The sequence below is a fragment of the Pseudomonas fjordensis genome, from assembly GCF_976987115.1.
This window is the reverse complement of the sequence record NZ_OZ336860.1, coordinates 3,665,229-3,688,849: the sequence shown is the minus strand read 5'-3', so window position 1 is coordinate 3,688,849 and position 23,621 is coordinate 3,665,229. Positions and strand designations below refer to the sequence as shown.

General features: G+C 61.6%; 19 protein-coding genes. 9 read left to right on the top strand and 10 right to left on the bottom strand.

What is annotated here, in order from left to right:
• Positions 1-153: 153 nt before the first annotated feature.
• The 9 genes from ACWHXD_RS16510 to ACWHXD_RS16470 all read left to right on the top strand — a co-directional run bounded on the left by ACWHXD_RS16510 (position 154) and on the right by ACWHXD_RS16470 (position 8,941).
• On the top strand, positions 154-1,722 hold the full coding sequence (locus ACWHXD_RS16510; RefSeq protein WP_138761526.1) for a TerC family protein: 1,569 nt from the start codon (positions 154-156) through the stop codon (positions 1,720-1,722).
• Positions 1,723-2,358: 636 nt separating this feature from the next.
• Positions 2,359-3,207, top strand: a complete 849-nt coding sequence (locus tag ACWHXD_RS16505) for a transporter substrate-binding protein (protein WP_098951176.1) — start codon at positions 2,359-2,361, stop codon at positions 3,205-3,207.
• Positions 3,208-3,259: 52 nt separating this feature from the next.
• On the top strand, positions 3,260-3,922 hold the full coding sequence (locus ACWHXD_RS16500) for an amino acid ABC transporter permease (RefSeq protein WP_003191828.1): 663 nt from the start codon (positions 3,260-3,262) through the stop codon (positions 3,920-3,922).
• A 12-nt stretch (positions 3,923-3,934) separates the two neighbouring features.
• Positions 3,935-4,597, top strand: a complete 663-nt coding sequence (locus tag ACWHXD_RS16495; RefSeq protein WP_138761525.1) for an amino acid ABC transporter permease — start codon at positions 3,935-3,937, stop codon at positions 4,595-4,597.
• Positions 4,594-5,376, top strand: a complete 783-nt coding sequence (locus ACWHXD_RS16490) for an amino acid ABC transporter ATP-binding protein (RefSeq protein ID WP_032896879.1) — start codon at positions 4,594-4,596, stop codon at positions 5,374-5,376. The genes ACWHXD_RS16495 and ACWHXD_RS16490 overlap by 4 nt, the downstream gene beginning before the upstream one ends.
• Positions 5,377-5,391: 15 nt before the next feature.
• Positions 5,392-5,781, top strand: a complete 390-nt coding sequence (locus ACWHXD_RS16485; RefSeq protein WP_032896881.1) for a RidA family protein — start codon at positions 5,392-5,394, stop codon at positions 5,779-5,781.
• A 143-nt stretch (positions 5,782-5,924) separates the two neighbouring features.
• The gene (locus tag ACWHXD_RS16480; protein WP_032896883.1) at positions 5,925-6,689 is read left to right on the top strand and encodes an IclR family transcriptional regulator; all 765 of its coding nucleotides are present in this window, start codon (positions 5,925-5,927) and stop codon (positions 6,687-6,689) included.
• A 9-nt stretch (positions 6,690-6,698) separates the two neighbouring features.
• Entirely contained in the window at positions 6,699-7,907 is a 1,209-nt protein-coding gene (locus ACWHXD_RS16475; protein WP_138761523.1) for an amino acid deaminase, read from the top strand.
• A 128-nt stretch (positions 7,908-8,035) separates the two neighbouring features.
• Complete coding sequence (locus ACWHXD_RS16470; protein ID WP_138761522.1) at positions 8,036-8,941, top strand: sugar kinase; 906 nt, start codon at positions 8,036-8,038, stop codon at positions 8,939-8,941.
• Between the two features lie 120 nt (positions 8,942-9,061).
• Here ACWHXD_RS16470 and ACWHXD_RS16465 read toward each other — a convergent pair whose 3' ends face one another.
• From ACWHXD_RS16465 to ACWHXD_RS16420, 10 genes are all read right to left on the bottom strand, one after another.
• Positions 9,062-9,337 (bottom strand): peptidylprolyl isomerase, encoded by a 276-nt coding sequence (locus ACWHXD_RS16465; RefSeq protein WP_003174397.1) that lies wholly within the window; start codon positions 9,335-9,337, stop codon positions 9,062-9,064.
• A gap of 43 nt (positions 9,338-9,380) precedes the next feature.
• Positions 9,381-11,918 (bottom strand): hybrid sensor histidine kinase/response regulator, encoded by a 2,538-nt coding sequence (locus tag ACWHXD_RS16460; protein ID WP_499084259.1) that lies wholly within the window; start codon positions 11,916-11,918, stop codon positions 9,381-9,383.
• Between the two features lie 138 nt (positions 11,919-12,056).
• The gene (locus ACWHXD_RS16455) at positions 12,057-14,012 is read right to left on the bottom strand and encodes an acetoacetate--CoA ligase (RefSeq protein ID WP_499084257.1); all 1,956 of its coding nucleotides are present in this window, start codon (positions 14,010-14,012) and stop codon (positions 12,057-12,059) included.
• Positions 14,013-14,182: 170 nt separating this feature from the next.
• Positions 14,183-14,956: a 3-hydroxybutyrate dehydrogenase gene (locus ACWHXD_RS16450; protein WP_003191811.1), complete on the bottom strand. Its 774-nt coding sequence runs from the start codon at positions 14,954-14,956 to the stop codon at positions 14,183-14,185.
• A gap of 7 nt (positions 14,957-14,963) precedes the next feature.
• Positions 14,964-16,355 (bottom strand): GntP family permease, encoded by a 1,392-nt coding sequence (locus tag ACWHXD_RS16445; protein ID WP_003191810.1) that lies wholly within the window; start codon positions 16,353-16,355, stop codon positions 14,964-14,966.
• A 293-nt stretch (positions 16,356-16,648) separates the two neighbouring features.
• Positions 16,649-18,040: a sigma-54 interaction domain-containing protein gene (locus ACWHXD_RS16440; protein WP_138761519.1), complete on the bottom strand. Its 1,392-nt coding sequence runs from the start codon at positions 18,038-18,040 to the stop codon at positions 16,649-16,651.
• Between the two features lie 22 nt (positions 18,041-18,062).
• Positions 18,063-19,634: an ABC transporter ATP-binding protein gene (locus tag ACWHXD_RS16435; protein WP_138761518.1), complete on the bottom strand. Its 1,572-nt coding sequence runs from the start codon at positions 19,632-19,634 to the stop codon at positions 18,063-18,065.
• A gap of 10 nt (positions 19,635-19,644) precedes the next feature.
• On the bottom strand, positions 19,645-20,667 hold the full coding sequence (locus ACWHXD_RS16430; RefSeq protein ID WP_032896898.1) for an ABC transporter permease: 1,023 nt from the start codon (positions 20,665-20,667) through the stop codon (positions 19,645-19,647).
• A complete protein-coding gene (locus ACWHXD_RS16425) occupies positions 20,667-21,725 on the bottom strand; it encodes a microcin C ABC transporter permease YejB (RefSeq protein WP_032876053.1) in 1,059 nt (352 codons plus the stop codon). Before ACWHXD_RS16425 ends, ACWHXD_RS16430 begins: the two co-directional genes overlap by 1 nt.
• The gene (locus ACWHXD_RS16420; protein ID WP_056788144.1) at positions 21,725-23,584 is read right to left on the bottom strand and encodes an extracellular solute-binding protein; all 1,860 of its coding nucleotides are present in this window, start codon (positions 23,582-23,584) and stop codon (positions 21,725-21,727) included. The genes ACWHXD_RS16425 and ACWHXD_RS16420 overlap by 1 nt, the downstream gene beginning before the upstream one ends.
• Positions 23,585-23,621: the final 37 nt, after the last annotated feature.

Below are 23,621 nucleotides of genomic sequence, written 5' to 3'. Positions count from 1 at the left end.
CTCGGAGCCTCCCAGTCGTCTTTCCCCAAGACCACCGCTGTCGCTGTTTCCGCTCAAGCACCCCGTATTCCGTCAACTAACCTTGTCCCGGTCTTCTGACCGCACGTTGCCGTGCCTGGCGTTCTGAACCCTTTAAAGACAGAGAATTTATAAATGGAATGGTTAGCGGATCCCACGGCCTGGCTCGGCCTTGCGACCTTGATTGTGCTGGAACTGGTGCTGGGTATCGACAACCTGGTGTTTATCGCGATCCTGGCAGACAAGTTGCCGCCGGAGCAGCGTGACCGTGCGCGGTTGATCGGCTTGTCCCTGGCGTTGTTGATGCGCCTGGGCCTGTTGGCGAGTATTTCCTGGTTGGTGACCCTGACCCAGCCGCTGTTCGAGGTGTTCGACAAGAGCTTCTCCGGGCGTGACCTGATTATGCTGTTCGGCGGTATATTCCTGCTGTTCAAGGCCACCATGGAATTGCATGAGCGCCTTGAAGGCCATGTGGCGCAGCACAAGGGCAACGTCGCTTACGCAATGTTCTGGCCGATCGTCGCGCAGATCGTGGTGCTGGATGCGGTGTTCTCCCTCGACGCAGTGATTACCGCTGTGGGCATGGTCGACGAGCTGGCGGTGATGATGATCGCAGTGATCGTGTCCATCGGCCTGATGATCGTGGCGAGCAAGCCGCTGACCCGTTTCGTCAATGCGCACCCGACCGTGATCATGCTGTGCCTGGGCTTCTTGATGATGATCGGCTTTGCCCTGACCGCCGAAGGCCTGGGCTTCCATATTCCCAAGGGCTACCTGTACGCGGCCATTGGTTTCTCGATTCTGATCGAGGTGTTCAACCAGATCGCCCGCGCCCGTCGCAAAAAATCGGCCCAGGGTGTGTTGCCAGTGCGTGAGCGTACCGCCCACGCGGTGATGCGCTTGTTGGGTGGCCGCAGCCTGGCGGTGGAAGAGGTGGGTGAAGACGTAGCCGACCTGCTGGGTGAGCCGGATGCTGCGCAGGGCCCGCTGTTTGACCGACGTGAACGGGTGATGATCAGCGGCGTGCTGCAACTGGCCGAGCGGCCGATTCGCACCCTGATGACCCCAAGGGCCAAGGTTGACTGCATCGACCTGGCGGACGACCCCGAGGCGACCCGTCTGAAACTGATGCATTCGTCCTACTCGCGTCTGCCGTTGATCCGTAACGGTGCAGTGGATGAGCCCCTGGGTTTTGTGCACAAGAAGGAACTGCTCAAGGAGTACCTGGCCGGCAACGAGCCGAACCTGGAACACCTGGCGCGTCGTGCGATCAACCTGCTGGAGAGTTTTTCGATCCTCAATGCCTTGGAGCAGATGCGCCAGGAGTCCACCCACATCGCCTTCGTGATCAACGAATTCGGCGACTTCATGGGGGTGTTGAGCATGACGGATATCCTGGAGTCCATCGCCGGTGAATTGCCCGATGCCAGCGAAATCGAAGGGCCGGACATTGTCGAGGACGGCGAAGGTTTCCGTGCCAATGGTGCCTTGAACCTTAATCTGGTGCGTCAGCGCACGGGCTTCAAGGCGGTGGCGACCGAGGATTATCAGACCTTGGCGGGTTTGGTGATGAGCCTGCTTGACCGCCTGCCGGTGGTGGGCGATAGCCTGGAGCATGAAGGCTGGCGTTTGACGGTGGCTGAAGTGGAGGAGCGTCGAGTGACGCAGGTGCACTTGCGCCCTTGCTCAGGTCATATCGGTTGAAGATGTCCTTCACGTACTGCTCTTGTTCTTCAAGAGGGCCGAAGCCTTTGTGTTTTTGTTCCAGGGCGCCCTTCAGGTAGATCAGCAGCGTCGGGGTGCCTGTCACGTCAGGGTGCCTCGGCGTATGGGCGCAGTCGAGTAACAGGCTGACGATCCACGGATGCTTCCACGCGGTCTGTTCGAATAAATGGCATGCCTGCGCGCAAGCGGGGCATTGCTCTGAAAAAAACAGAATAAACACTGGGCGGGGCGTGTTCAGCACCCATCCAAACTCTTTGGCGCTGGAAATTCTGCGCGTGGCGACTCCCATGTCGATCCCCCTGCCTGCCGTGTTGGTTTTTGCCCACGCTAGGCCAGTGGGTTGTCACCGTCTACTGTCAACCTTCACAGGTGCGGGGCACTTCGAGGCGACCCGTCTGGGTGCGGCGTAACACCCTTGTGGGGCGTTGCGTAGCACAGCCCTACGATGACGGCGCAACGCTGCTTACCGCTCCAATCACTATCTCCCTGATCCCTAACGCATTTCTTGCCCCCATAGGTTTCCTCCGGCGTCTGTGGCACACTTTCTGCTGTCTATTCCGTTGTTACATACCAAGTTCCGGTATAGCGGAATACACAATCCCTGGAGTGCTTGTCATGCATCACCGACCTTCCGTATTCAAAGCGTGTGTTTTTCTTGTCGCCTCATCGGCTTGCCTCGCCAGCGTGGTGCAGGCGGCGGACAGCAAGCTTGATGATGTGCTCAAGCGCGGGCACTTGATCGTAGGTACAGGCAGTACCAATGCGCCGTGGCACTTCCAGGGAGCGGATGGCAAGTTGCAGGGATTTGATATCGACATCGGCCGCATCGTGGCCAAAGGCTTGTTCAATGACCCGAGCAAGGTGGAGTTTGTGGTGCAGTCGTCCGACGCACGCATTCCCAACCTGCTCACCGACAAGGTCGACATGAGCTGCCAGTTCATCACCGTTACCGCCAGCCGCGCACAGCAAGTAGCCTTTACCCTGCCGTACTACCGTGAAGGCGTCGGCCTGCTGTTGCCCAACAACAGCAAGTACAAGGAAATCGAAGACCTGCAGGCGGCGGGCGATGACGTTACCGTGGCCGTGCTGCAGAACGTGTATGCCGAAGAGCTGGTGCATCAGGCGCTGCCCAAGGCCAAGGTCGACCAGTACGACAGCGTTGATCTGATGTACCAGGCCGTGAACTCAGGCCGCGCCGATGCCGCCGCCACCGACCAATCCTCGGTCAAATACCTGATGGTGCAGAACCCCGGTCGTTATCGCAGCCCCACTTATGCCTGGAGCCCGCAAACCTACGCCTGCGCGGTCAAGCGCGGCGACCAGGACTGGCTGAACTTCGTCAATACCGCGCTGCACGAAGCCATGACCGGTGTGGAGTTCCCCACCTACAAAGCGTCGTTCAAGCAGTGGTTCGGCGTGGACCTGCCAGAACCGGCGATTGGTTTTCCCGTGGAATTCAAGTGACCCGCAACAATAGGGGCGTGCTTGAGCGCGCCCCCTTCAGGTGCTGCTGACCATGAACTATCAGTTGAACTTTGCCGCCGTCTGGCGTGATTTCGACACCTTGCTGGCGGGGCTCGGCCTGGGGTTGCAGTTGGCGTTGCTGTCGATCGCCATCGGCTGCGTGATCGGCCTGTTGATGGCGTTTGCCATGCTCTCCAGGCACCGCGCGCTGCGTATTTTTGCCTCGGTGTACGTGACGGTGGTGCGCAACACCCCGATCCTGGTGTTGATCCTGTTGATCTACTTCGCCTTGCCCTCCCTGGGTATTCGCCTGGATAAGATCCCCTCGTTCATCATCACCCTGTCGCTGTATGCCGGTGCCTACCTCACCGAAGTGTTCCGCGCAGGCCTGGTGAATATTCCCAAGGGCTTGCGTGAAGCCGGCCTGGCCATCGGCCTGGGCGAGTGGCGGATCCGCGCTTACATCACCGTGCCGGTGATGCTGCGCAACGTGCTGCCGGCGCTGTCGAACAACTTTATCTCGCTGTTCAAGGACACCTCTCTGGCCGCTGCGATCGCGGTGCCGGAGCTGACCTATTACGCCCGCAAGATCAACGTCGAAAGCTACCGGGTGATTGAAACCTGGCTGGTCACGACCGCGCTCTACGTGGCTGCCTGTTACCTGATTGCCATGCTGCTCCGTTACCTGGAACAGCGTTTGGCTATCCGTCGCTGAGGAAGGGTCCCCATGTACGAATCCCCCAGTTGGCTGCATGAATTGTGGATTGCCCGCGAGACCCTTTGGGCTGGCTTCCAGGCCAGTGTGGCGGTCTCGGCGCTGGCGATTGTCTTTGGCACCCTGATCGGCATCGTCGCCGGGCTGATCCTGACCTACGGCAAATTCTGGATGCGCGCGCCGTTCCGTCTGTACGTCGATTTGATCCGTGGCGCGCCGGTGTTTGTGCTGGTGTTGGCGTGTTTCTACATGCTGCCGGCCCTGGGCTGGCAAATCAGTGCGTTCCAGGCCGGTGCGGTTGGGCTGACCTTGTTCTGTGGCTCCCATGTGTCGGAAATCGTGCGCGGCGCGCTGCAAGCCATTCCCCGTGGGCAATTGGAAGCAGGCAAGGCGATTGGCCTGACCTTTTACCAGTCCCTGGGCTACGTGCTGTTGCCCCAGGCGCTGCGGCAGATCTTGCCGACCTGGGTCAACTCCTCCACGGAAATCGTCAAGGCCTCCACCTTGCTGTCAGTGATCGGCGTGGCGGAATTGTTGCTCAGTACCCAGCAGGTGATCGCGCGTACCTTCATGACCCTGGAGTTCTACCTGTTCGCCGGGTTTCTGTTCTTTGTCATCAACTACGCCATCGAATTATTCGGGCGCTACATTGAAAAGCGGGTGGCCTTGCCATGAACCAAGCTCAAACCAACCCAGCGCTGCTGGACATTCGTGGCCTGCGTAAACAATACGGCCAGGTGGAAGTGCTCAAGGGCGTCGACCTGACCATGCAGCGCGGCAATGTGGTGACGTTGATCGGCTCCAGCGGCTCGGGCAAGACCACTTTGCTGCGCTGCGTGAACCTGCTGGAAGAGTTCCAGGGCGGGCAGATCACCCTGGACGGCGAGTCCATCGGCTACAGCGATGTCGGCGGCAAGCGCGTACGCCACCCGGAGCGGGTGATCGCCCAGCACCGTGCAATGACCGGCATGGCGTTTCAGCAATTCAACCTGTTCCCGCACTTGACCGCGCTGCAGAACGTTACCCTCGGCTTGCTCAAGGTCAAGAAGATGAGCAAGGATGAGGCGGTAGCCCTGGCCGAAAAATGGTTGGACCGCGTCGGCCTGCTGGAGCGCCGTAATCACTTTCCCGGCCAACTGTCCGGCGGCCAGCAACAGCGTGTGGCGATTGCCCGCGCCATTGCCATGAACCCCAGCCTGATGCTGTTCGACGAAGTCACCTCGGCCCTCGACCCGGAGTTGGTGGGCGAAGTGCTCAGCGTGATCAAGGGGCTGGCAGAGGAGGGCATGACCATGTTGTTGGTCACCCACGAAATGCGCTTTGCCTATGAGGTCTCGGACCAGATCGTGTTCATGAACCAGGGCCGCATTGAAGAGCAGGGCAGCGCGAAGGACATCTTCGAACGGCCGCAGTCGCCGCGCCTGGCGGAATTTCTCAAGAACATTCGTTTTTAACAAGGAGCAACTTTTATGAGCATTACTCGTTACGGCACCGGCAGCACCGCAGGTGGCGGCCAGCCACGTCCATTCGCCCGCGCCGTGGAAGCCGATGGCTGGCTGTACGTGTCGGGCCAGGTGCCTGCGGTGGACGGTGAAATCATCAATGGTGGCATCATCGAGCAAACCCGGCAGACGATGCGCAATGTGGTGGCGATCCTCGAAGAAGCCGGCTACGAACTCAAGGACGTGGTACGGGTGGGCGTATGGTTGGAAGACCCACGGGACTTCTGGAGTTTCAACAAGGTGTTCGGCGAGTACTTCACCCCGGAACACGCCCCTGCGCGCGCCTGCGTGCAGGCCAACATGATGGTCGATTGCAAAGTCGAGATCGATTGCGTGGCCTACAAGAAAAAGGGCTGAATACCCACTTTGATTATTCCCACGCTCTGCGTGGGAATACCGTCTTGGACGCTCTGCGTCCGCGCTTGTGACGCAGAGCGTCACCGCATGCATTCCCACGCAGAGCGTGGGAACGATCATCTGGAACGGGACCGAGTACTGCCATGACCGAAGACACCATCAAACGCCGCGCCAAAGGCCTGGACCGTGCGTTCGATATCCTCGATTTTCTCAAGGAAATCGGCCAGCCCCTGCGCCCGAATGATATTGCCAGCGGCATCGGCAGCCCCAAATCCACGGTCTACGAACTGGTGGCGTCGTTGCTGGAGCGGCGCATCCTGGAGACCGTGGGCAAGGACGGCCACGTGTACCTGGGCCGGCAGCTGTATTTTCTCGGCCAGGCACACTTGCGTCACTTCGACCTGACCCGTGAGGCCGACCACGCCTTGCAGGAGATCGTCAGCCAGACCCACGAAACCGCGCAGATGTGCCTGCTCAACGGGCGCAAATACACGGTGGCGCTGATGCGCGAAGGCCAGCGGCATTTCCGTATTTCTTCGGATATCGGCGAAAACGCGCCCATTCCGTGGACGGCCTCGGGGCGCTTGTTGCTAGGGCATTTGAGCGACCAGCAGATCGTCGACCTGATCGACCCCGACGATTTCATCCTGCCGGACGGCCTGCGCCTGCCGCTGGACACTTTCCTGGCGCAGATCCGCCAGGCCAGCCTGGAGGGGTTCTTCTCCTTCGACAGTGTGGCCGACACCTTCACCCATTGTTTTGCCGCCCCGGTGCGCGATGCCCAGGGCATCAGCATCGCGACCCTGTGCATCGTCGCCCCCCGGGCCGATGCCAGCAAAAACTACCACGACTATCGCCGGGTACTGATCGACAGCGCCAACAGCCTGGCCCGGCGCATCAACGAATAGGAGTTTTCCATGTCTGCCCTCAATGCCGTTGAAAAAGGTGCCGCCGCCGTCGGTGCCCATGTGGTTCGGGATGTCAGCCTGCCGGCCCTGGTGCTGCACCGCGACGCCCTGGAACATAACATCCGCTGGATGCAGGACTTTGTCCGCAGCAGCGGTGCCGAGCTGGCGCCCCACGGCAAGACCAGCATGATGCCCGCACTGTTCCAGCGCCAGATCGCCGCTGGCGCCTGGGGCATCACCCTGGCTACCGCCGTGCAAACCCGTGCCGCCTACGCCAACGGCGTGCGTCGCGTGCTGATGGCCAACCAACTGGTGGGCGCGCCAAACATGGCCTTGATCGCCGACCTGCTGGCCGATAAGGATTTTGACTTCCATTGCATGGTCGATCACCCGGACAACGTTGCCGACCTGGGCCTGTTCTTCGCCGCCCGTGGCCAGCGCCTTAACGTGATGATCGAGTACGGGGTGGTCGGTGGCCGCTGCGGTTGTCGCAGCGAGCAAGAAGTGCGTGAGCTGGCCAAGGCGATCCAGGCCCAGCCGGCATTGGCGTTGACCGGTATCGAGGGTTACGAAGGCGTGATCCACGGCGAGCATGCCGTCAGTGGCATTCGCGACTTTGCCGCCAGCCTGGTGAGCCTGGCGGTCGAGCTGCAAGACAGCGGCCTGTTCGACCTGCCCAAGCCAATCATCACCGCATCGGGCTCGGCCTGGTACGACCTGATCGCCGAGTCGTTCGAAACGCAGAACGCCGCCGGCCGCTTCCTCAGCGTGTTACGCCCTGGCAGTTACGTGGCCCACGACCATGGCATCTACAAAGAAGCGCAGTGCTGCGTACTCGAACGCCGCAGCGACCTCAACGAGGGCCTGCGCCCGGCAATGGAAGTCTGGGCACACGTGCAGTCGCTGCCGGAGCCGGGTTTTGCGGTGATCGCCCTGGGCAAGCGCGACGTGGCCTACGACGCCGGCTTGCCGGTGCCGCTCAAGCGCTACAGGGCCGGGATTGTGCCGGCGCAAGGTGATGATGTGAGCGGGTGCAAGGTCACGGCGGTGATGGACCAGCATGCGTTCATGACCGTGGCGCCGGGGGTGCAATTGCGCATTGGCGACATCCTTTCGTTTGGTACGTCACACCCTTGCCTGACCTTTGATAAATGGCAGGTGGGGTGCCTGGTGGATGAGCAGTTGCAGGTGGTTGAGTCTCTGCGTACCAGCTTCTAGACCGCGTCGCGTCCTTCGCGAGCAAGCCCGCTCCCACATTCGACTGCATTCCTTCAGTTGAAATAGGGTCAACTGTGGGAGCGGGCTTGCTCGCGAAGGGGCCATCAGCCACACCAGAGAGCAAAGGCATGAACACCCACCCCCACATCGCCCTCATCGGCGAATGCATGATCGAACTGCAACACCGCGCCGACGCCAGCCTGCACCAGAGCTTCGGCGGCGACACCCTGAACACCGCGGTGTACCTGCGCCGCGAGCTGGGCGATGCCGGCAGCGTTGACTACGTCACCGCCCTGGGCGATGACAGCTTCAGCGATGCCATGTGTGAGCATTGGCACGCCGAAGGCCTTGGCCTGGGGATGGTCCAGCGCCTGCCTGGGCGCCTGCCGGGCTTGTACTGCATCCAGACTGACGCCCAGGGTGAACGTAAATTCCTCTACTGGCGCAACGAAGCGGCCGTGCGCGACTGCTTCACCACGCCTGCCGCCGAGCCGGTCCTGGCGGCATTGCCGGGCTATGACGTGGTGTATTTGAGCGGCATTACCCTGGCGGTGCTGGGAGACATCGGGCGTGAGCGCTTACGGCAGGCGCTGATCGAAGCCCGCCAGCGCGGGGCCAAGGTGGTGTTCGATAACAACTACCGGCCGCGATTGTGGGCCGATGTGCAAACGGCCCGTGAGGCGTATCGCAGGGTGTTGGCCGAGGTGGACATTGCCTTGCTCACCGAGGATGACGAGCGTGCGTTGTTTAGCTATGAAGATAGCGAGCAGGTGTTTGCGGCGTACCCGTCGATTGCAGAAGTGGTGCTCAAGCGCGGAGCGGATGCGTGCCTGATTCGTTGCGCGGGGGAGCGTTTTGCGGTGCCGGCGTTGAAGGTGGAGAAGGTGGTGGACACCACGGCGGCGGGGGATTCGTTCAGCGCGGCGTATTTGGCTTGTCGGCTCAAAGGTGGCTCGCCGCAAGAAGCTGCCTCGGCGGGGCATCGGTTGGCGAGCCGGGTGATTCAGGTGCCGGGGGCGCTGATACCGAGATGAATGGCCGCCTGCGGCGGTTCGCGAGCAAGCCCGCTCCCACAGTTGATCGTGTTTTAACTGAAGGAGCGCGGTCGAATGTGGGAGCGGGCTTGCTCGCGAAAGCGGTCTGGAGCCAAATGCTCAATCGCGGTAAAACACCTGCACTAGGTGATAGCCAAACTTGCTCTTGATCGGCCCGTGCACCACCTTCACCGGCTTCTTGAAGATCACCGCATCAATGGCCCCCACCATCTGCCCGGGCCGCACTTCGCCCAGGTCACCGCCGCGCTTGCCCGACGGGCAGGTGGAGTACTTCTTGGCCAGCACATCAAAGGCTTCGCCCTTGGCAATGCGCTGCTTGAGTTGTTCGGCTTCTTCGCTGGTTTTCACCAGGATATGACGGGCTTGGGCTTTCATTGGGCTCTACCAGCTGTGCGACGGCGCGCGATTATGCCTGAACTCAGGCCTCGACGCCGATCATGCTACGGATTTTGTTGGCCAACAGGTCAATGGAAAAGGGCTTGGCGACCATGTCCATGCCGTCCTCCAGGAACCCCTGGCGCTCGGCGGCTTTCTCGGCATAACCGGTCATGAACAGCACGCGCAGGCCGGGGCGATGCTGGCGGGCGATTTCCGCCAGTTGCCGGCCATTCATGCCGGGTAGGCCAACGTCGGTCACCAGCAAGTCCACACGTAAGTCCGACTCCAGCAACGGCAGCGCTGCACGGGCATCCGCCGCCTGGTGCGCGGTGTAGCCCAGTTCGTCGAGCACATTGACCACCAGCATGCGCACAGCCGGGTCGTCCTCGACTACCACCACGGCTTCACCGGCCAGGGCCACCGGCGCTTCGGTCAGGTTGGTGGGCAGGCTGCTTTCCAGCGCCGTGCCATACAAACGCGGCAGGTACAGGCGCACGCAGGTGCCCTGGCCGGGTTCGCTCTGGATGGTTACGTGGCCGCCGGACTGCTGGGCAAAGCCGTAGATCATCGACAACCCAAGGCCAGTGCCTTGGCCGATGGGCTTGGTGGTGAAGAACGGGTCGAAGGCCTTGGCGAGGATTTTCGGCGCCATGCCACTGCCGTTGTCGCTCACGCCCAGCATCACATAGTCGCCGGCCTTGACCGGTTCCAGAGTGGTGATGTCGGTGCCGTCCAGGTAACTGTTGGCGGTTTCGATCAGCAACTCACCGCCGTCGGGCATGGCGTCGCGGGCATTGATCACCAGGTTGAGCAGGGCGTTTTCCAATTGGCTGGCGTCAGTGTTCACCGGCCAGATGTCCTTGCCCAGTTGTACCTTGAGTTCGATATGCGCGCCCTTGGTGCGTCGGAACAGGTCTTCCAGGGACGCCACCAGTTGGTTGGGGTCGGTGGGGCGACGGTCCAGCGACTGGCGCCGCGAGAACGCCAGCAGCCGGTGGGTGAGGGCAGCGGCACGGTGGGCGGAGGACACAGCGGCATCGGCAAAACGGCCGATATCGTCGCTGCGCCCGGCGGCAATATAGCGCTGCATCAGGTCCAGGCTGCCGATGATGCCGGTGAGCATATTGTTGAAGTCATGGGCGATACCGCCGGTGAGCTGGCCGACCGCTTCCATCTTCTGCGCATGGCGCAGGGCATCTTCGGCGCGTTCGCGCTCGAACATCTCGTTTTGCAGGCGCTGGTTGGCCTCGGCCAGCGCCTGGGTGCGCTGGGCCACACGTTCTTCGAGGTTTTCGTTGAGGTGGCGCAGGGCTTCTTCGGTGAGCTTGCGTTCGGTCTCGTCGATCACAAAGATGTAGAAACCATTCACCGAGCCGTCATTGCTAAAGCGCGGCAGGTACTTCATCAACGCATGGCGGGGGCGGCCATCGCGATGCGGGGTGACAGTCATGAAACTGCACGCTTTGCCCTTGAGCGCAGCGGCGATCTTGTCTGCGCGCCCGGCATACACCTCGTCGCCGAGCACTTCGCGGATGGTCTTGCCGTACAGTTCCTGGGGCGTCTTGCCGTACCACTCCAGGTAAGCGCTGTTGTTGAGGCGAAAGCGCTGGTCGTGGTCAACGTAGCCGATCAATACGGGCATGGCGTTGATGATCAGTTGCAGCTCGGTCTGGCTCTGGCGCAGGGCCTGCTCGGTGTTTTTGCGCTCGGTGAGGTCCAGCGCGGCGCCGAGGAACCGCGCCGGCCGGCCCTGTTGATCCTTGTAGCAGCGGCCACGGACGAACACCCAGCGCACCTGGCCGTCGGCTTGCTGCAGGCGGTATTCCTCGGCGTATTCGGTGCCATGGGTGATGCAATGCTTGATGCTGCGCGTCACCGTGCCCCGGTCTTCGGGATGCACGCCGTGCAGGTAGGCGCTGATGGGCAGCAGGCTTGAATCGTTGGGGTCGACGCCATGCAGGTAGGCGAAATGGGCGTCGGCAATGAAACGGTCTTCACCGATATCCCAATCCCAGGTGCCCACCGCGTCGGTGGCTGCTAATGCGAGTTGCAGGCGTTGCTCGGTGTTGTGCTGGGCCTTGAGGCTTTCTTCGGAACGCTGTTGCAGTTCGAGGGTTTTACTGCGCCGCTCATTGGTTTCAATGGCCGTGACCAGAATGCCGGCCACCCGGCAGCTTTCATCGCGCACCGGGCTGTAGGTCAGGTCCAGCCAGATTTCGGTATCGCAGCCCTGGCGGTGCAGCACAAAGCGTTGCTCGCTGAAGGTGCGCACCTGGCCGCCGAGCACGGCGTCGTAGACCGGCGCGGCGAAGCTTTCAAGCTCTGGCCAGGTGTGGTGCGCCGGCTGGCCCAAGGCGCCGGGGTGCTTGCTGCCAATCAGGTATGCAAAACCATCGTTATAGAGTTGCGTGAGCTGCGGGCCCCACAGCAGTACCATCGGCATGGGCGAATGCACGACGATATCGACGGCAGTGCGCAGGCTTTGCGGCCACTCACTGGCCTCACCGAGTGGGCTTTGTGCCCAGTCCAGCCGCTTGATCAACGCAGCGGCTTCGCTACCGGTGGATGTTCCATTCATAAAAAGCCCTGAGCATGACGCTTTGAAAAATGACAACACCCATTATCCCAAGGAGTGGCAACGGGTGGCTACCCCGGAAAAATAGCATGCCTTGAGGGTTTTTCTTCAAAGTGCCGTGTCAGCGCTGAAACCTTTCATCTAATAAGCCAGCTCAGCTCTGTCGCGAAATTGCTCCAGTGCCTGGGGGTTGGCCAGGGCATCGGTGTTTTTTACCGGCTCGCCGTGCACCACATTGCGCACCGCCAATTCGACGATTTTGCCGCTGATGGTGCGGGGGATATCCGTGACAGCGAGGATCTTCGCCGGCACGTGGCGCGGTGTGGTGTTGGCGCGAATCACCTGGCGGATCTGCTGTTGCAGCGCCTCGTCCAGTTCAATTCCGTCATCCAGGCGCACAAACAGCACCACGCGCACGTCGTCCTGCCAACGTTGACCAATGGCGAGGCTCTCCAGCACCTGCGGGATTTTTTCTACCTGGCGATAAATCTCGGCGGTGCCAATGCGCACGCCGCCGGGGTTGAGCACCGCGTCTGAACGCCCATGAATCAACAGGCTGCCGTTGGCGCGTTGCTCGGCATAGTCGCCCTGGGCCCACACGCCGGGGAACTGGCTGAAATACGAAGCGCGCAGTTTTTGCTGCTGCGGGTCGTTCCACAACCCGATGGGCATGGCAGGGAAATGCCGGGTGCACACCAGTTCGCCTTTCTCTGCGACCAGAGGCCGGCCCTGGTCGTCCCACACTTCGATGGCCATGGCCAGGCTCTTGCACTGCATCTCACCGCGCCGCACCGGCAGCACCGGGTTGCCGATCACAAAGCAGGAGACAATGTCGGTGCCACCCGACATCGACGACAGGCACAACTGCGCCTTGATCTCGCGGTACACGTAGTCGTAACTCTGGGGCGACAGCGGCGAGCCGGTGGAAATCAGGCCCTTGAGGCTGCCCAGGTCGTGGCTCAAGCGCGGCTGCAACCCGGATTTTTCCAGGGTGGCGAGGAATTTGGGGCTGGTGCCGAACACGCTGATTTTTTCCGCATCGATCAGGTCGATCAAGCGTTCGGGGCCGGGGTGGAACGGTGAGCCGTCATACAGCACCGCGGTGGCGCCGATCGCCAGCACCGACACCAGCCAGTTCCACATCATCCAGCCGCAGGTGGTGTAGTAGAACAGGCAGTCCTCGCGGTTCAGGTCAGCATGCAGGCCGTGCTCCTTGAGGTGCGTCAGCAATACGCCGCCCGTGCCGTGGATGATGCACTTGGGGATGCCGGTGGTGCCGCTGGAATAAAGGATATACAGCGGGTGATCGAACGGCACCGCAACAAATTCGGGTTCGCCACAGGCTTTGTAGAAGTCGTCCCACAGCGCGACGTTGGCGTGAGTGGTGTAGTCCCCAGCCTGCGCTTCGGGCTTGGCGTACGGCACGATGATCAGCTGTTGCAGGGAGGGCAGGCGCTCAAGGATTTCATTGAGCTTGGCGCTCTGGTCGATGCGCTTACCGGCATAGCGGTAGCCTGCGCAGGTGATCAATACCTTGGGCTCGATCTGGCCGAAGCGGTCGATGACGCCCTGGGTGCCGAAGTCTGGCGAGGAGCACGACCAGATAGCACCGAGGCTGGTGGTGGCGAGCATGCCCACCAGGGTTTGCCAGGTGTTGGGCATACACGCGGCCACCCGGTCACCCATGCCGACCCCGGCCGCCCGCAGGCTTTTTTGCAGGCCGGCAACGTGCTCTGCCAGTTGGGCATAGCTCAATTGTTCGCGTTGGCCGTCTTCGCTGACAGCCACCACGGCAGGGTGATCATCGCGGCGGCGCAACAGGTGTTCGGCAAAGTTCAGGGTGGCGCCGGGAAACCATTGGGCGCTGGGCATCTCCACGTCTTCGATCAGCGTGACGCTGGGCGGGCTGCGAAACTGCACGTCAAAGAACGCGACAATCGCCTGCCAGAAGTCCGGGCGCTGGTCGATGCTCCATTGGTGCAGGGCAGGGTAGTCGTGGAGCTGCACGCCGTGCCGTTGGTTGATGAAGCGGCGGAACTGGTCCATGCGCGTGTGGGCGATGCGTTCCGGGGAGGGTTGCCAGAGGATGTCGGACATCGCGAGATCTCTTGTTCTTGTATGAGGTTTGTCAGATAAAACAGGCCCAATGTGGGAGCGGGCTTGCTCGCGAATGCGGTACACCAGTACCGAATAGGCTCATTGACCCACCGCCTTCGCGAGCAAGCCCGCTCCCACCTATAGATCACCTTTGCCGGTGATATTTGGGTTTATTGGGCCAGCCAGCCGCCATCGATGTTCCAGGCCGCGCCGCGCACCTGGGCACCGGCTTCACTGCACAAGAACAACACCAGCTCGCCCAACTGCGACGGCGTCACAAACTCCAGTGACGGCTGCTTCTCCGCCAGCAGATCCTGCTGTGCCTGCTGTGGGTCGACCCCGGTGGCCACACGATCATCAATCTGCTTCTGCACCAGGGGCGTCAGCACCCAGCCCGGGCAGATGGCGTTGCAGGTCACATTGCTGGTGGCGGTTTCCAGGCCCACCACCTTGGTGAGGCCGATCACCCCATGCTTGGCCGCCACGTACGCTGCCTTGCCCACTGAGCCGACTTGGCCGTGCACCGAGGCGATATTGACGATGCGCCCCCAGCCCTTGGCCTTCATGCCCGGCAAGCTCAGCCGAGTGCTGTGGAACACCGAGGACAGGTTGATGGCGATGATCGAATCCCAGCGTTCCACCGGAAAGTCTTCCACCGCTGCCACATGCTGGATACCGGCATTGTTGACCAGGATGTCCACGCCACCGAACTCGCGCTCGGCGTAGGCGAGCATGTCGGCGATCTGCGCGGGGTCGCTGACGTCGGCCGGGTGGTGCCCGACCTTGCCGCCAAACGCCTGCACTTGTGCGATCACAGCGCTGGCGTCGCCAAAGCCGTTGAGAATCAGGTTGGCGCCAGCCTTGGCCAGGCTCAGGGCTATCCCTAAGCCGATGCCGCTGGTGGAACCGGTGACCAAGGCGGTCTTGCCATTCAAAGTCGTCATGAAAACCTCACACAATGCCGGTGGCGTAGAAAGTACCGATCACCACGAACACCGCGAGGGTCTTGATGATCGTGATACCAAAAATGTCCTTGTAGGCTTCGCGGTGGGTCAGCCCGGTGACCGCCAGCAAGGTGATCACCGCGCCGTTGTGGGGCAGGGTGTCCATGCCGCCGCTGGCCATGGCCGCGACCCGGTGCAGCACCTCAAGGGGGATATTGGCCGCGTGGGCGGCTGCAATAAAGCTCTCGGACATCGCCGCCAGGGCGATGCTCATGCCGCCGGAAGCCGAGCCGGTGATACCGGCCAGCAAGGTCACGGTGATCGCTTCGTTGACCAGCGGGTTGGGGATGCCCTTGAGCCAGTCCGCCAGTACCAGAAAACCCGGCAGCGAGGCGATCACGGCGCCAAACCCATATTCCGAGGCGGTATTCATGGCCGCCAGCAATGCACCGCTTACCGCGCTTTTACTGCCTTCAGCCAGCTTGCTCTTGATCGCCGAAAAGCCGAACACCAGCACCACGATAATCCCCACCAGCAACGCTGCCTGCACCGCCCAGATCGCGGTGAGCTTGGCGATTTCGGTGGTCACCGGCGCGCTCATGCCCGGCAGGCTGAGGCTGTGGGTCTTGCCGTACCACTGCGGGATCCAGTGGGTGAACAACAGGTTCATCACCCCCACCAGGATCAGCGGCGACAGCGCGAGCCACGGGTTGGGCAGGCTCAGGTTGTCGGCGGTTTCCGGCTCATTGCGCAACTCGGTGCCATAGCCTTCACCGGCACGCTGGGCCTTGTTGCGCTGGCGTGCGAGGTAGAGCATGCCGGCGCAGAACACGAAGATCGTACCGATCAGCCCCAGCCACGGCGCCGCCCAGGCGGTGGTGTTGAAGAAGGTACTGGGGATGATGTTCTGGATCTGCGGCGTGCCGGGCAGGGCGTCCATGGTGAACGAGAACGCACCAAGGGCGATGGTTGCCGGGATCAGGCGCTTGGGGATATTGCTCTGGCGGAACATCTCGGCGGCAAACGGGTACACCGCAAACACCACCACGAACAGCGACACGCCACCGTAGGTGAGCAGGGCGCAGACCAGCACGATCACCAGCATCGCCTGGCGCGTGCCGAGCAAGCGGATCGCAGCGGCCACGATCGAGCGCGAAAACCCCGACAGCTCAATGAGCTTGCCGAACACCGCACCGAGCAGGAAGACCGGGAAATACAGCTTGATAAAACCGACCATCTTTTCCATGAACACCCCGGTAAAGGCAGGGGCGACAGCGGACGGGTCGGTGAGCAGCACAGCGCCAAGGGCGGCGATGGGGGCGAACAGGATAACGCTATAGCCACGGTAGGCGGCCAGCATCAGCAGCGCGAGCGCGGCCAGGGCAATGATCACACTCATGGTGTGTCTCCATCGGATTGTTATTGTTGTGGGTGACGCTTTGGGAGGGAGCTATAGCCAGATGTGTGCCATATTTATAACTTGTTGATATATAAAGATTTATTGGCTGTTGACGACGGTTTTTCAGAAGACAGTCTCAATCGAGAGACGAGTGGAGATCCTTGTGGGAGCTGGCTTGCCTGCGATAGCGGTGGTTCAGCTGGCTTGTAGGGCACTGTTAGAGCGCTATCGCAGGCAAGCCAGCTCCCACATAAGATTGTCTTGATATTGGGAATGATGTCTCTAATTTGAGACTAGGTTGGTCCAAGCACCAGCATTTTTTTATACAACGTCGACCGCCCAAGCCCCAACCGCTTGGCCGCCTCTACCACATTGCCGTCACAGGCCTTGAGCGCCCCCGCAATCACTTCCCGATCAAAGCGCTCCCGCGCCGCCGCAAAGGTTTCACCCTCGACCGCCGCCACCGCGCCCCGTTGTACCGGGCTGAACGTGCCAATCGCTGCGCGAAGGTCGCTGGCATTGAGCATCAGGTCATCACTCAACAGCGCCGCCCGCTCCAGCACATTGCGCAACTCGCGGATATTCCCCGGCCAGGCGTGCTGGGCCAACAGCGCCAAAGCATCGCGGTCGAGCTCGTGCTGGCTGCGCAACTCCTCAAGGATCGCCTCGCTCAATGCCGGAATATCCTCCAGGCGTTCACGCAACGGCGGTACCTGGATCGGCAATACGTTGAGGCGGTAATACAAATCCGCACGAAACTCGCCACGCTTGATCGCCGCTTCCAGGTCCATGGACGTCGCGGCAATCACCCGCACATCGCTGTGCAGCATCTCGTTGGAGCCTACCGGTTCGAATTCCTTTTCCTGCAACACCCGTAGCAATTTGCTTTGCAGGGGCAGCGGCATATCGCCGATTTCATCGAGAAACAGCGTGCCGCCCTGGGCTATCTGGAACTTGCCGGGGCGACCCTTGCGGTCGGCACCCGTAAACGCACCGGGTGCAGTGCCGAAAAACTCGGCTTCAAGCAGGTCATGGGGAATCGCCGCGCTGTTGATGCTCACAAAGGCTTTGTGCGCCCGAGGCGATGCGCCGTGGATGGCCTGGGCGAGCAGCTCCTTGCCGGTGCCGGTTTCCCCGAGCAGCAACACCGGCGACTCGGCACTCGCACTGCGCCGCGCCCGGCGCTTGACCTCAAGGCTCGCCGCGCTGGTGCCGATAAAGTGCGCGAAGTTGTATTTGCTCTGCCGCGAGCGCAGCAGTGAGCGCGTGGAGGCCAGCTCCTGTTGCATGCTCAGGTAGCGCTCGATCAGCGGCGACAGGTTGCGCAGTTCATCGAACAGCGCAAAGCCAATCGCGCCGATCACCGTCCCGGCCTCGTCGTGGATCGGCAGGCGCATCACCACCAGCGGGCCTTTGGGGGTGTCCTGGATGTCCAGCAGGATCGGCCGGTCATTGCGCACCACCTGGCGCAGCAGGCTGTTGGAAATCACCTGCTCGCACGGCTGGCCGATGGCTTGGTCGGCGCTCTTGAGGCCAAAACGCTTGGCGTAACGCTCGTTCATCCACACGATATTCGCATCGCGGTCGACGATGACCGTGCCTTCGCTGGACTGCTCGATGATCTCGAACAGCGACTGGATGGCCAGGCCGCGAACCTGTTGGTAGTCCTTGAGGCTAGTGCTCATGGAGGCAGAATCCTGTTAATCATCACAAGGGGATGTGCGCTGCAGCCAGCAGTTCTTTGGTGTACGGGTGCTGGGGCGATTCGAACACATGATGGCTCGCGCCACGCTCCACCACCTTGCCATCCTTGACCACGATCATGTCATGGGCCATGGCGCGCACCACCGCCAAATCATGGCTGATAAACAGGTAGGTCAGGCCGTATTTGTCCTGCAGCTCGCGCAGCAGCGCCACCACTTGTTTCTGCACCGTACGGTCCAGGGCCGAGGTGGGTTCGTCGAGCAGCATCAGCGCGGGCTTGAGCACCAGGGCGCGGGCAATGGCGATGCGTTGGCGCTGGCCACCGGAAAACTCATGGGGGTAACGATGCCGGCTGGCAGGGTCCAGCCCCACGTCCTTGAGCACCTGGATCACTTGCGCTTCGCGGTCGGCCAGGCTGCACGGTGCGTGCACTTCCAGGCCCTCGCTGATGATCTGCTGCACCGACATGCGCGGGCTGAGGCTGCCATAGGGGTCCTGGAACACCACCTGCATCTGCTTGCGCCATGGGCGCATCTGCTGATGGTTGAGCGGGTCCAGGGCCTCACCCTGAAAGCGGATGCTGCCGCTGGAGTCGAGCAAGCGCAGGATCGCCTGGCCCAGGGTCGACTTGCCGGAACCGGACTCACCGACAATCCCCAGGGTCTTGCCGCGCTGCACGCTGAGGCTGATGCCGTCCACCGCGCGCAGGTAGGTCTTGGCGCGGAACAGCCCGCCGCCGAGGGGGAATTGCACGCTCAGGTCATCCACTTCCAGTACCGTCTCACGCGGCTCGCTGCACAGCACATCGCCTGAGGGCTCGGCATCCAGCAGCAGGCGGCTGTAGGGGTGCTGCGGTGCGGTGAACAGGGCCTGGCAGTCGGCCTGCTCGACGATTTCCCCGGCACGCATCACGCAGACCCGCTGGGCGATACTGCGCACCAGGTTCAGATCGTGGCTGATCAGCAGCAGCGACATGCCCAACCGCTGTTGCAAAGACTTGAGCAGCAACAGGATCTTGCGCTGCACCGTCACGTCCAGCGCCGTGGTGGGCTCGTCGGCAATCAACAGTTCGGGCTCGCAGGCCAGGGCCATGGCGATCATCACCCGCTGACGCTGGCCGCCGGACAATTGATGGGGGTAGGCCTTGAGCCGTTCCTGGGGTTTCTGGATGCCCACCAGTTCCAGCAGTTCGAGGATGCGCGCCTGCGCCGCCTTGCCGCCAAGGCCCTTGTGCAGCAGCAGGGTTTCGCCGATCTGCTTTTCGATGCTGTGCAGCGGGTTCAGCGAGGTCATCGGCTCCTGGAAAATCATGGCAATGCGGTTGCCGCGCAATTTTTGCAGGGTGCTTGGTGAGGCGCCGATCAGTTCCTGGCCGCGATACTTGATAGACCCCAGGGTTTCGGTGCCGGCTTGCGGCAGCAGTTGCAGGATCGAATGGGCCGTCACCGACTTGCCCGAGCCCGACTCGCCCACCAGCGCCAGGCACTCGCTGGGGCGCACGTCCAGGCTCAGGTTACGCACGACGGTCTGGCCGTTGAAGGCGACGCACAGGTCGCGGATTTCGATCAGGTTCATACGCAGTCACTCATGAGCGGGGGTCGAAGGCATCACGCAGTGCCTCGCCGATAAACACCAGCAACGACAGAATCAGCGCCAAGGTGAAAAACGCCGTCAAGCCCAGCCACGGCGCTTGCAGATTCTGCTTGCCCTGGCCGATCAGCTCACCCAGGGACGCGCTGCCGGCGGGCATGCCGAAGCCAAGGAAATCCAGGGCGCTCAAGGTGGAAATCGCCCCGGTCAAAATGAACGGCAAATAGCTGAGGGTCGCGGTCATGGCGTTGGGCAGGATGTGCCGACGAATGATCTTGCCGTCGCCCAGGCCCAGGGCGCGTGCGGCCTTGACGTACTCCAGGTTGCGCCCGCGCAGGAACTCGGCGCGCACCACGTCCACTAGGGCCAGCCAGGAAAACAGCGCCATGATCCCCAGCAACCACCAGAAATTCGGCTCGACAAACCCCGACAGGATAATCAGCAGGTACAGCACCGGCAGGCCAGACCACACCTCGAGGATGCGTTGGCCGAGCAAATCCACCCAGCCGCCGTAGTAGCCCTGCAACGCCCCGGCGGCAATCCCGATGACGGCGCTGATGGCAGTCAGGGCCAGGGCAAACAGGATTGACACCCGTGCGCCAAAGATCACCCGCGCCAACACATCGCGGGACTGGTCATCGGTGCCCAGCCAGTTCACCGCCGACGGCGGGCTCGGGGCAGGGCGGGTGAGTTCGTAGTTGGGGGTGTCATCGCTGAACGGAATCGGTGGGAACAGCATCCAACCGCCATCCTGCTTGATCAGCTTTTGCACATAGTCACTGCGGTAATCCGCCTGGAACGGCAATTGCCCGCCGAACTGCTGCTCGGTGTAGCGCTTGAACACCGGGAAATACAGCTCGTTCTTGAAACTGAGCACCAGCGGTTTGTCATTGGCGATCAACTCGCCGCCCAGGGTCAGTATGAACAGGCCGATAAACAGCCACAGCGACCACCAGCCACGCCTGTTTTTCTTGAAGCGCTCGAAACGCCGACGGGCCACGGGAGACAGGTTGAGCATCAGGCGTTCCTCGCGGCGAAGTCGATACGCGGGTCCACCAGGGTGTAGCAGAGGTCACCGATGAGTTTTATCAGGAGGCCGAACAGGGTGAAGATAAACAGCGAGCCAAACACCACCGGGTAGTCCCGGGACACCGCCGCCTCGTAGCTCATGCGGCCCAGGCCATCGAGGGAGAAGATCACCTCGATCAGCAGCGAGCCGGCAAAGAACACACTGATAAACGCCTGGGGAATCCCCGAGATCACCAGCAACATGGCATTGCGGAACACGTGACCGTACAACACCCGGCGTTCGCTCAAGCCCTTGGCGCGGGCGGTGACCACGTACTGGCGGGTGATTTCATTGAGGAACGAGTTCTTGGTGAGGATGGTCAAGGTGGCGAACCCGCCGATCACCAGCGCGGTGACCGGTAGCACCAGGTGCCAGAAATAGTCGGCCACCTTGCCCACGGTGCTCAGTTCGGCAAAGTTCTCCGAGACCAGCCCGCGCACCGGGAACCAGTTCAGCGAGGTACCACCAGCGAACACCACGATCAGGAACATCGCAAACAGGAACGCCGGCATCGCATAACCGATGACGATGGCCGTGCTGCTCCACATATCAAAGCTGCTGCCATGGCGCACGGCCTTGCGTATGCCCAGCGGGATCGACACCAGGTAGGTGATCAGCGTGGCCCACAGGCCGAGGGAAATGGTGACGGGCATCTTTTCCAAAATCAGGTCGGTCACCGTCGCGCCGCGAAAGAAGCTGTTGCCGAAGTCCAGTTGGGCGTAGTTCTTGAGCATCAACCACAGGCGTTCCGGCGCGGATTTGTCGAAGCCGTATTGTTTCTCGATGTCCTTGATCAGCTTCGGGTCCAGGCCGCGGCTGGCCCGCGAGCCGCTGATGCCTTCGCCGGATGCGCCCGCCACACCACCGCCGCCAATGCCTTGCAAGTGCGCGATGGCTTGCTCCACCGGCCCGCCGGGCGCGGCCTGCACGATTACGAAGTTCACCAACAGGATGATCACCAGCGTCGGGATGATCAGCAGCAGGCGCCGTACGATATAGGCAAACATCAGTGGGCCTCTCCGCGTTTTTTCAACTCAGCCTGCATTTGTTCGTTCGTCAGCGGGGTGGGGCTGACTTCCCACCAGGTTTCCAGGGCTTCGTCGTTTTTTGCCTCGATGGCCGGGCGCCCGAAACGGTTCCACCACGCGGCCGAGGTGCCCGGTGGGTAATAGTTGGGGATCCACAGGTAGTTCCATTGCAGTACGCGGTCCAGGGCGTGGGCATAGGTGAGCATCTTCGCCTGGGTGTCGGCCTTGACCAGGCCATGGATCAGCGTATCGACGGCCGGGTCCTTGAGCACGATGTAGTTGTTGGCGCCCGAATCGAACGCGGCGGCAGAACCGAAATAGTTATAGAGCTCCATGCCGGGCGAGGTGGTCACCGGGAAGCCCGTGACGATCATGTCGTAGTCGCGGGCCATCAGGCGGTTGACGTATTGCGAGGAGTCGATGCGGCGGATGTTCAGGGTGATGCCGATCTGCGCCAGGTTGCGCTTGTAGGGCAGCAACAGGCGCTCAAGGCCGTTCTGCACATTCAGAAAGGTGAATTCCAGCGGCTCGCCCTGGGCATTGACGAGTTTGTCGCCCACAGGTTTCCAGCCGGCGTCTTCCAGCAGGGCCAAGGCTTGCAGCTGTTTATCGCGGATCATGCCGCTGCCGTCGGTGACCGGGGCCTTGAACACCTGGGTAAACACCTCGTCGGGAACCTGCCCGCGCAGGGGTTCGAGGATCGCCAGTTCTTCCGGAGTGGGTAACTGGCTGGCGGCCAATGGGCTATTGGAGAAATAGCTCTGCTGTCGGATGTACAGGTTGCGCATCATCTGGCGGTTGGCCCATTCAAAATCCCACAGCATCGCCAGGGCCTGGCGCACGCGGCGATCCTTGAACATCGGTTTTTGCACATTGAACACATAACCCTGGGCCGGCTGCGGCATCTCCTTGGCCAGATGCGCGCGCTGCAAGCGGCCATCGTCCAGGGCCGGGCCGTTGTAGCCGATGGAGTAGCCAGTGGCAGAGAATTCACGGTTGAAGTCGTAGGCACCGCCGCGCAGCACCTGGCGTGCCACTTCGGTGTCGCCGAAGTATTCCAGGCTCAAGTGATCGAAATTGTACAGGCCACGGCTGACCGGCAAGTCCTTGCCCCACCAGTCGGGGTCGCGGGTGAAGGTGATGGTGCTGCCGGAGTCGATCTTGCTGACCTTGTAAGGGCCGCTACCCAGCGGGGCTTCGTAGCCGCCGCCGTTGGCAAAGTCGCGAGTCTTCCACCAGTGCTCGGGGAACACCGGCAAGGTGGCGATATCCAGGGGCAGGGTGCGGTTTTCGTTGCTGGAAAAGTCAAAGCGCACCTGGCGTTCGCCTTCGACTTCGACGTGTTTGACGTCGGCAAACAACGTGCGATAGCGCAGGCTACCTTGGGTCATCAGCACGTCAAAGCTGTAGCGCACGTCTTGCGCGGTAATGGGCGTGCCATCGGCAAAACGCGCCTTGGGGTTCAGGTAGAAGCGCAGCGACAGGCCGTCGCCTGCGCGTTCCATCTTTTGCGCCACCAGGCCATAGACAGTGTAAGGCTCATCCAGCGAGCGCAACGCCAAGGGCGCGTACACCCAGCCGTCGACCTGGGACACGCCGATGCCTTTGTCGATATAGGGCAGCACATGGTCAAACCGCCCCACCTCCAGCGCCGAACGCCGCAGGCTGCCGCCTTTGGGGGCGTTGGGGTTGGCGTAGTCGAAATGGCTGAAACCTTCGGCGTACTTGGCGGGCTCGCCGTATACCGTCAAGTAGGTTTGCGGGGCCGCGATCACCGCAGTGCTGGCCATTAGCAAGGCCAGGGTGGAACAGAGCAGAGATGAAAAAGCCAATCGCATTATCAGCCTTGAGCGCCGGGTAAAGAATAATAAGGAT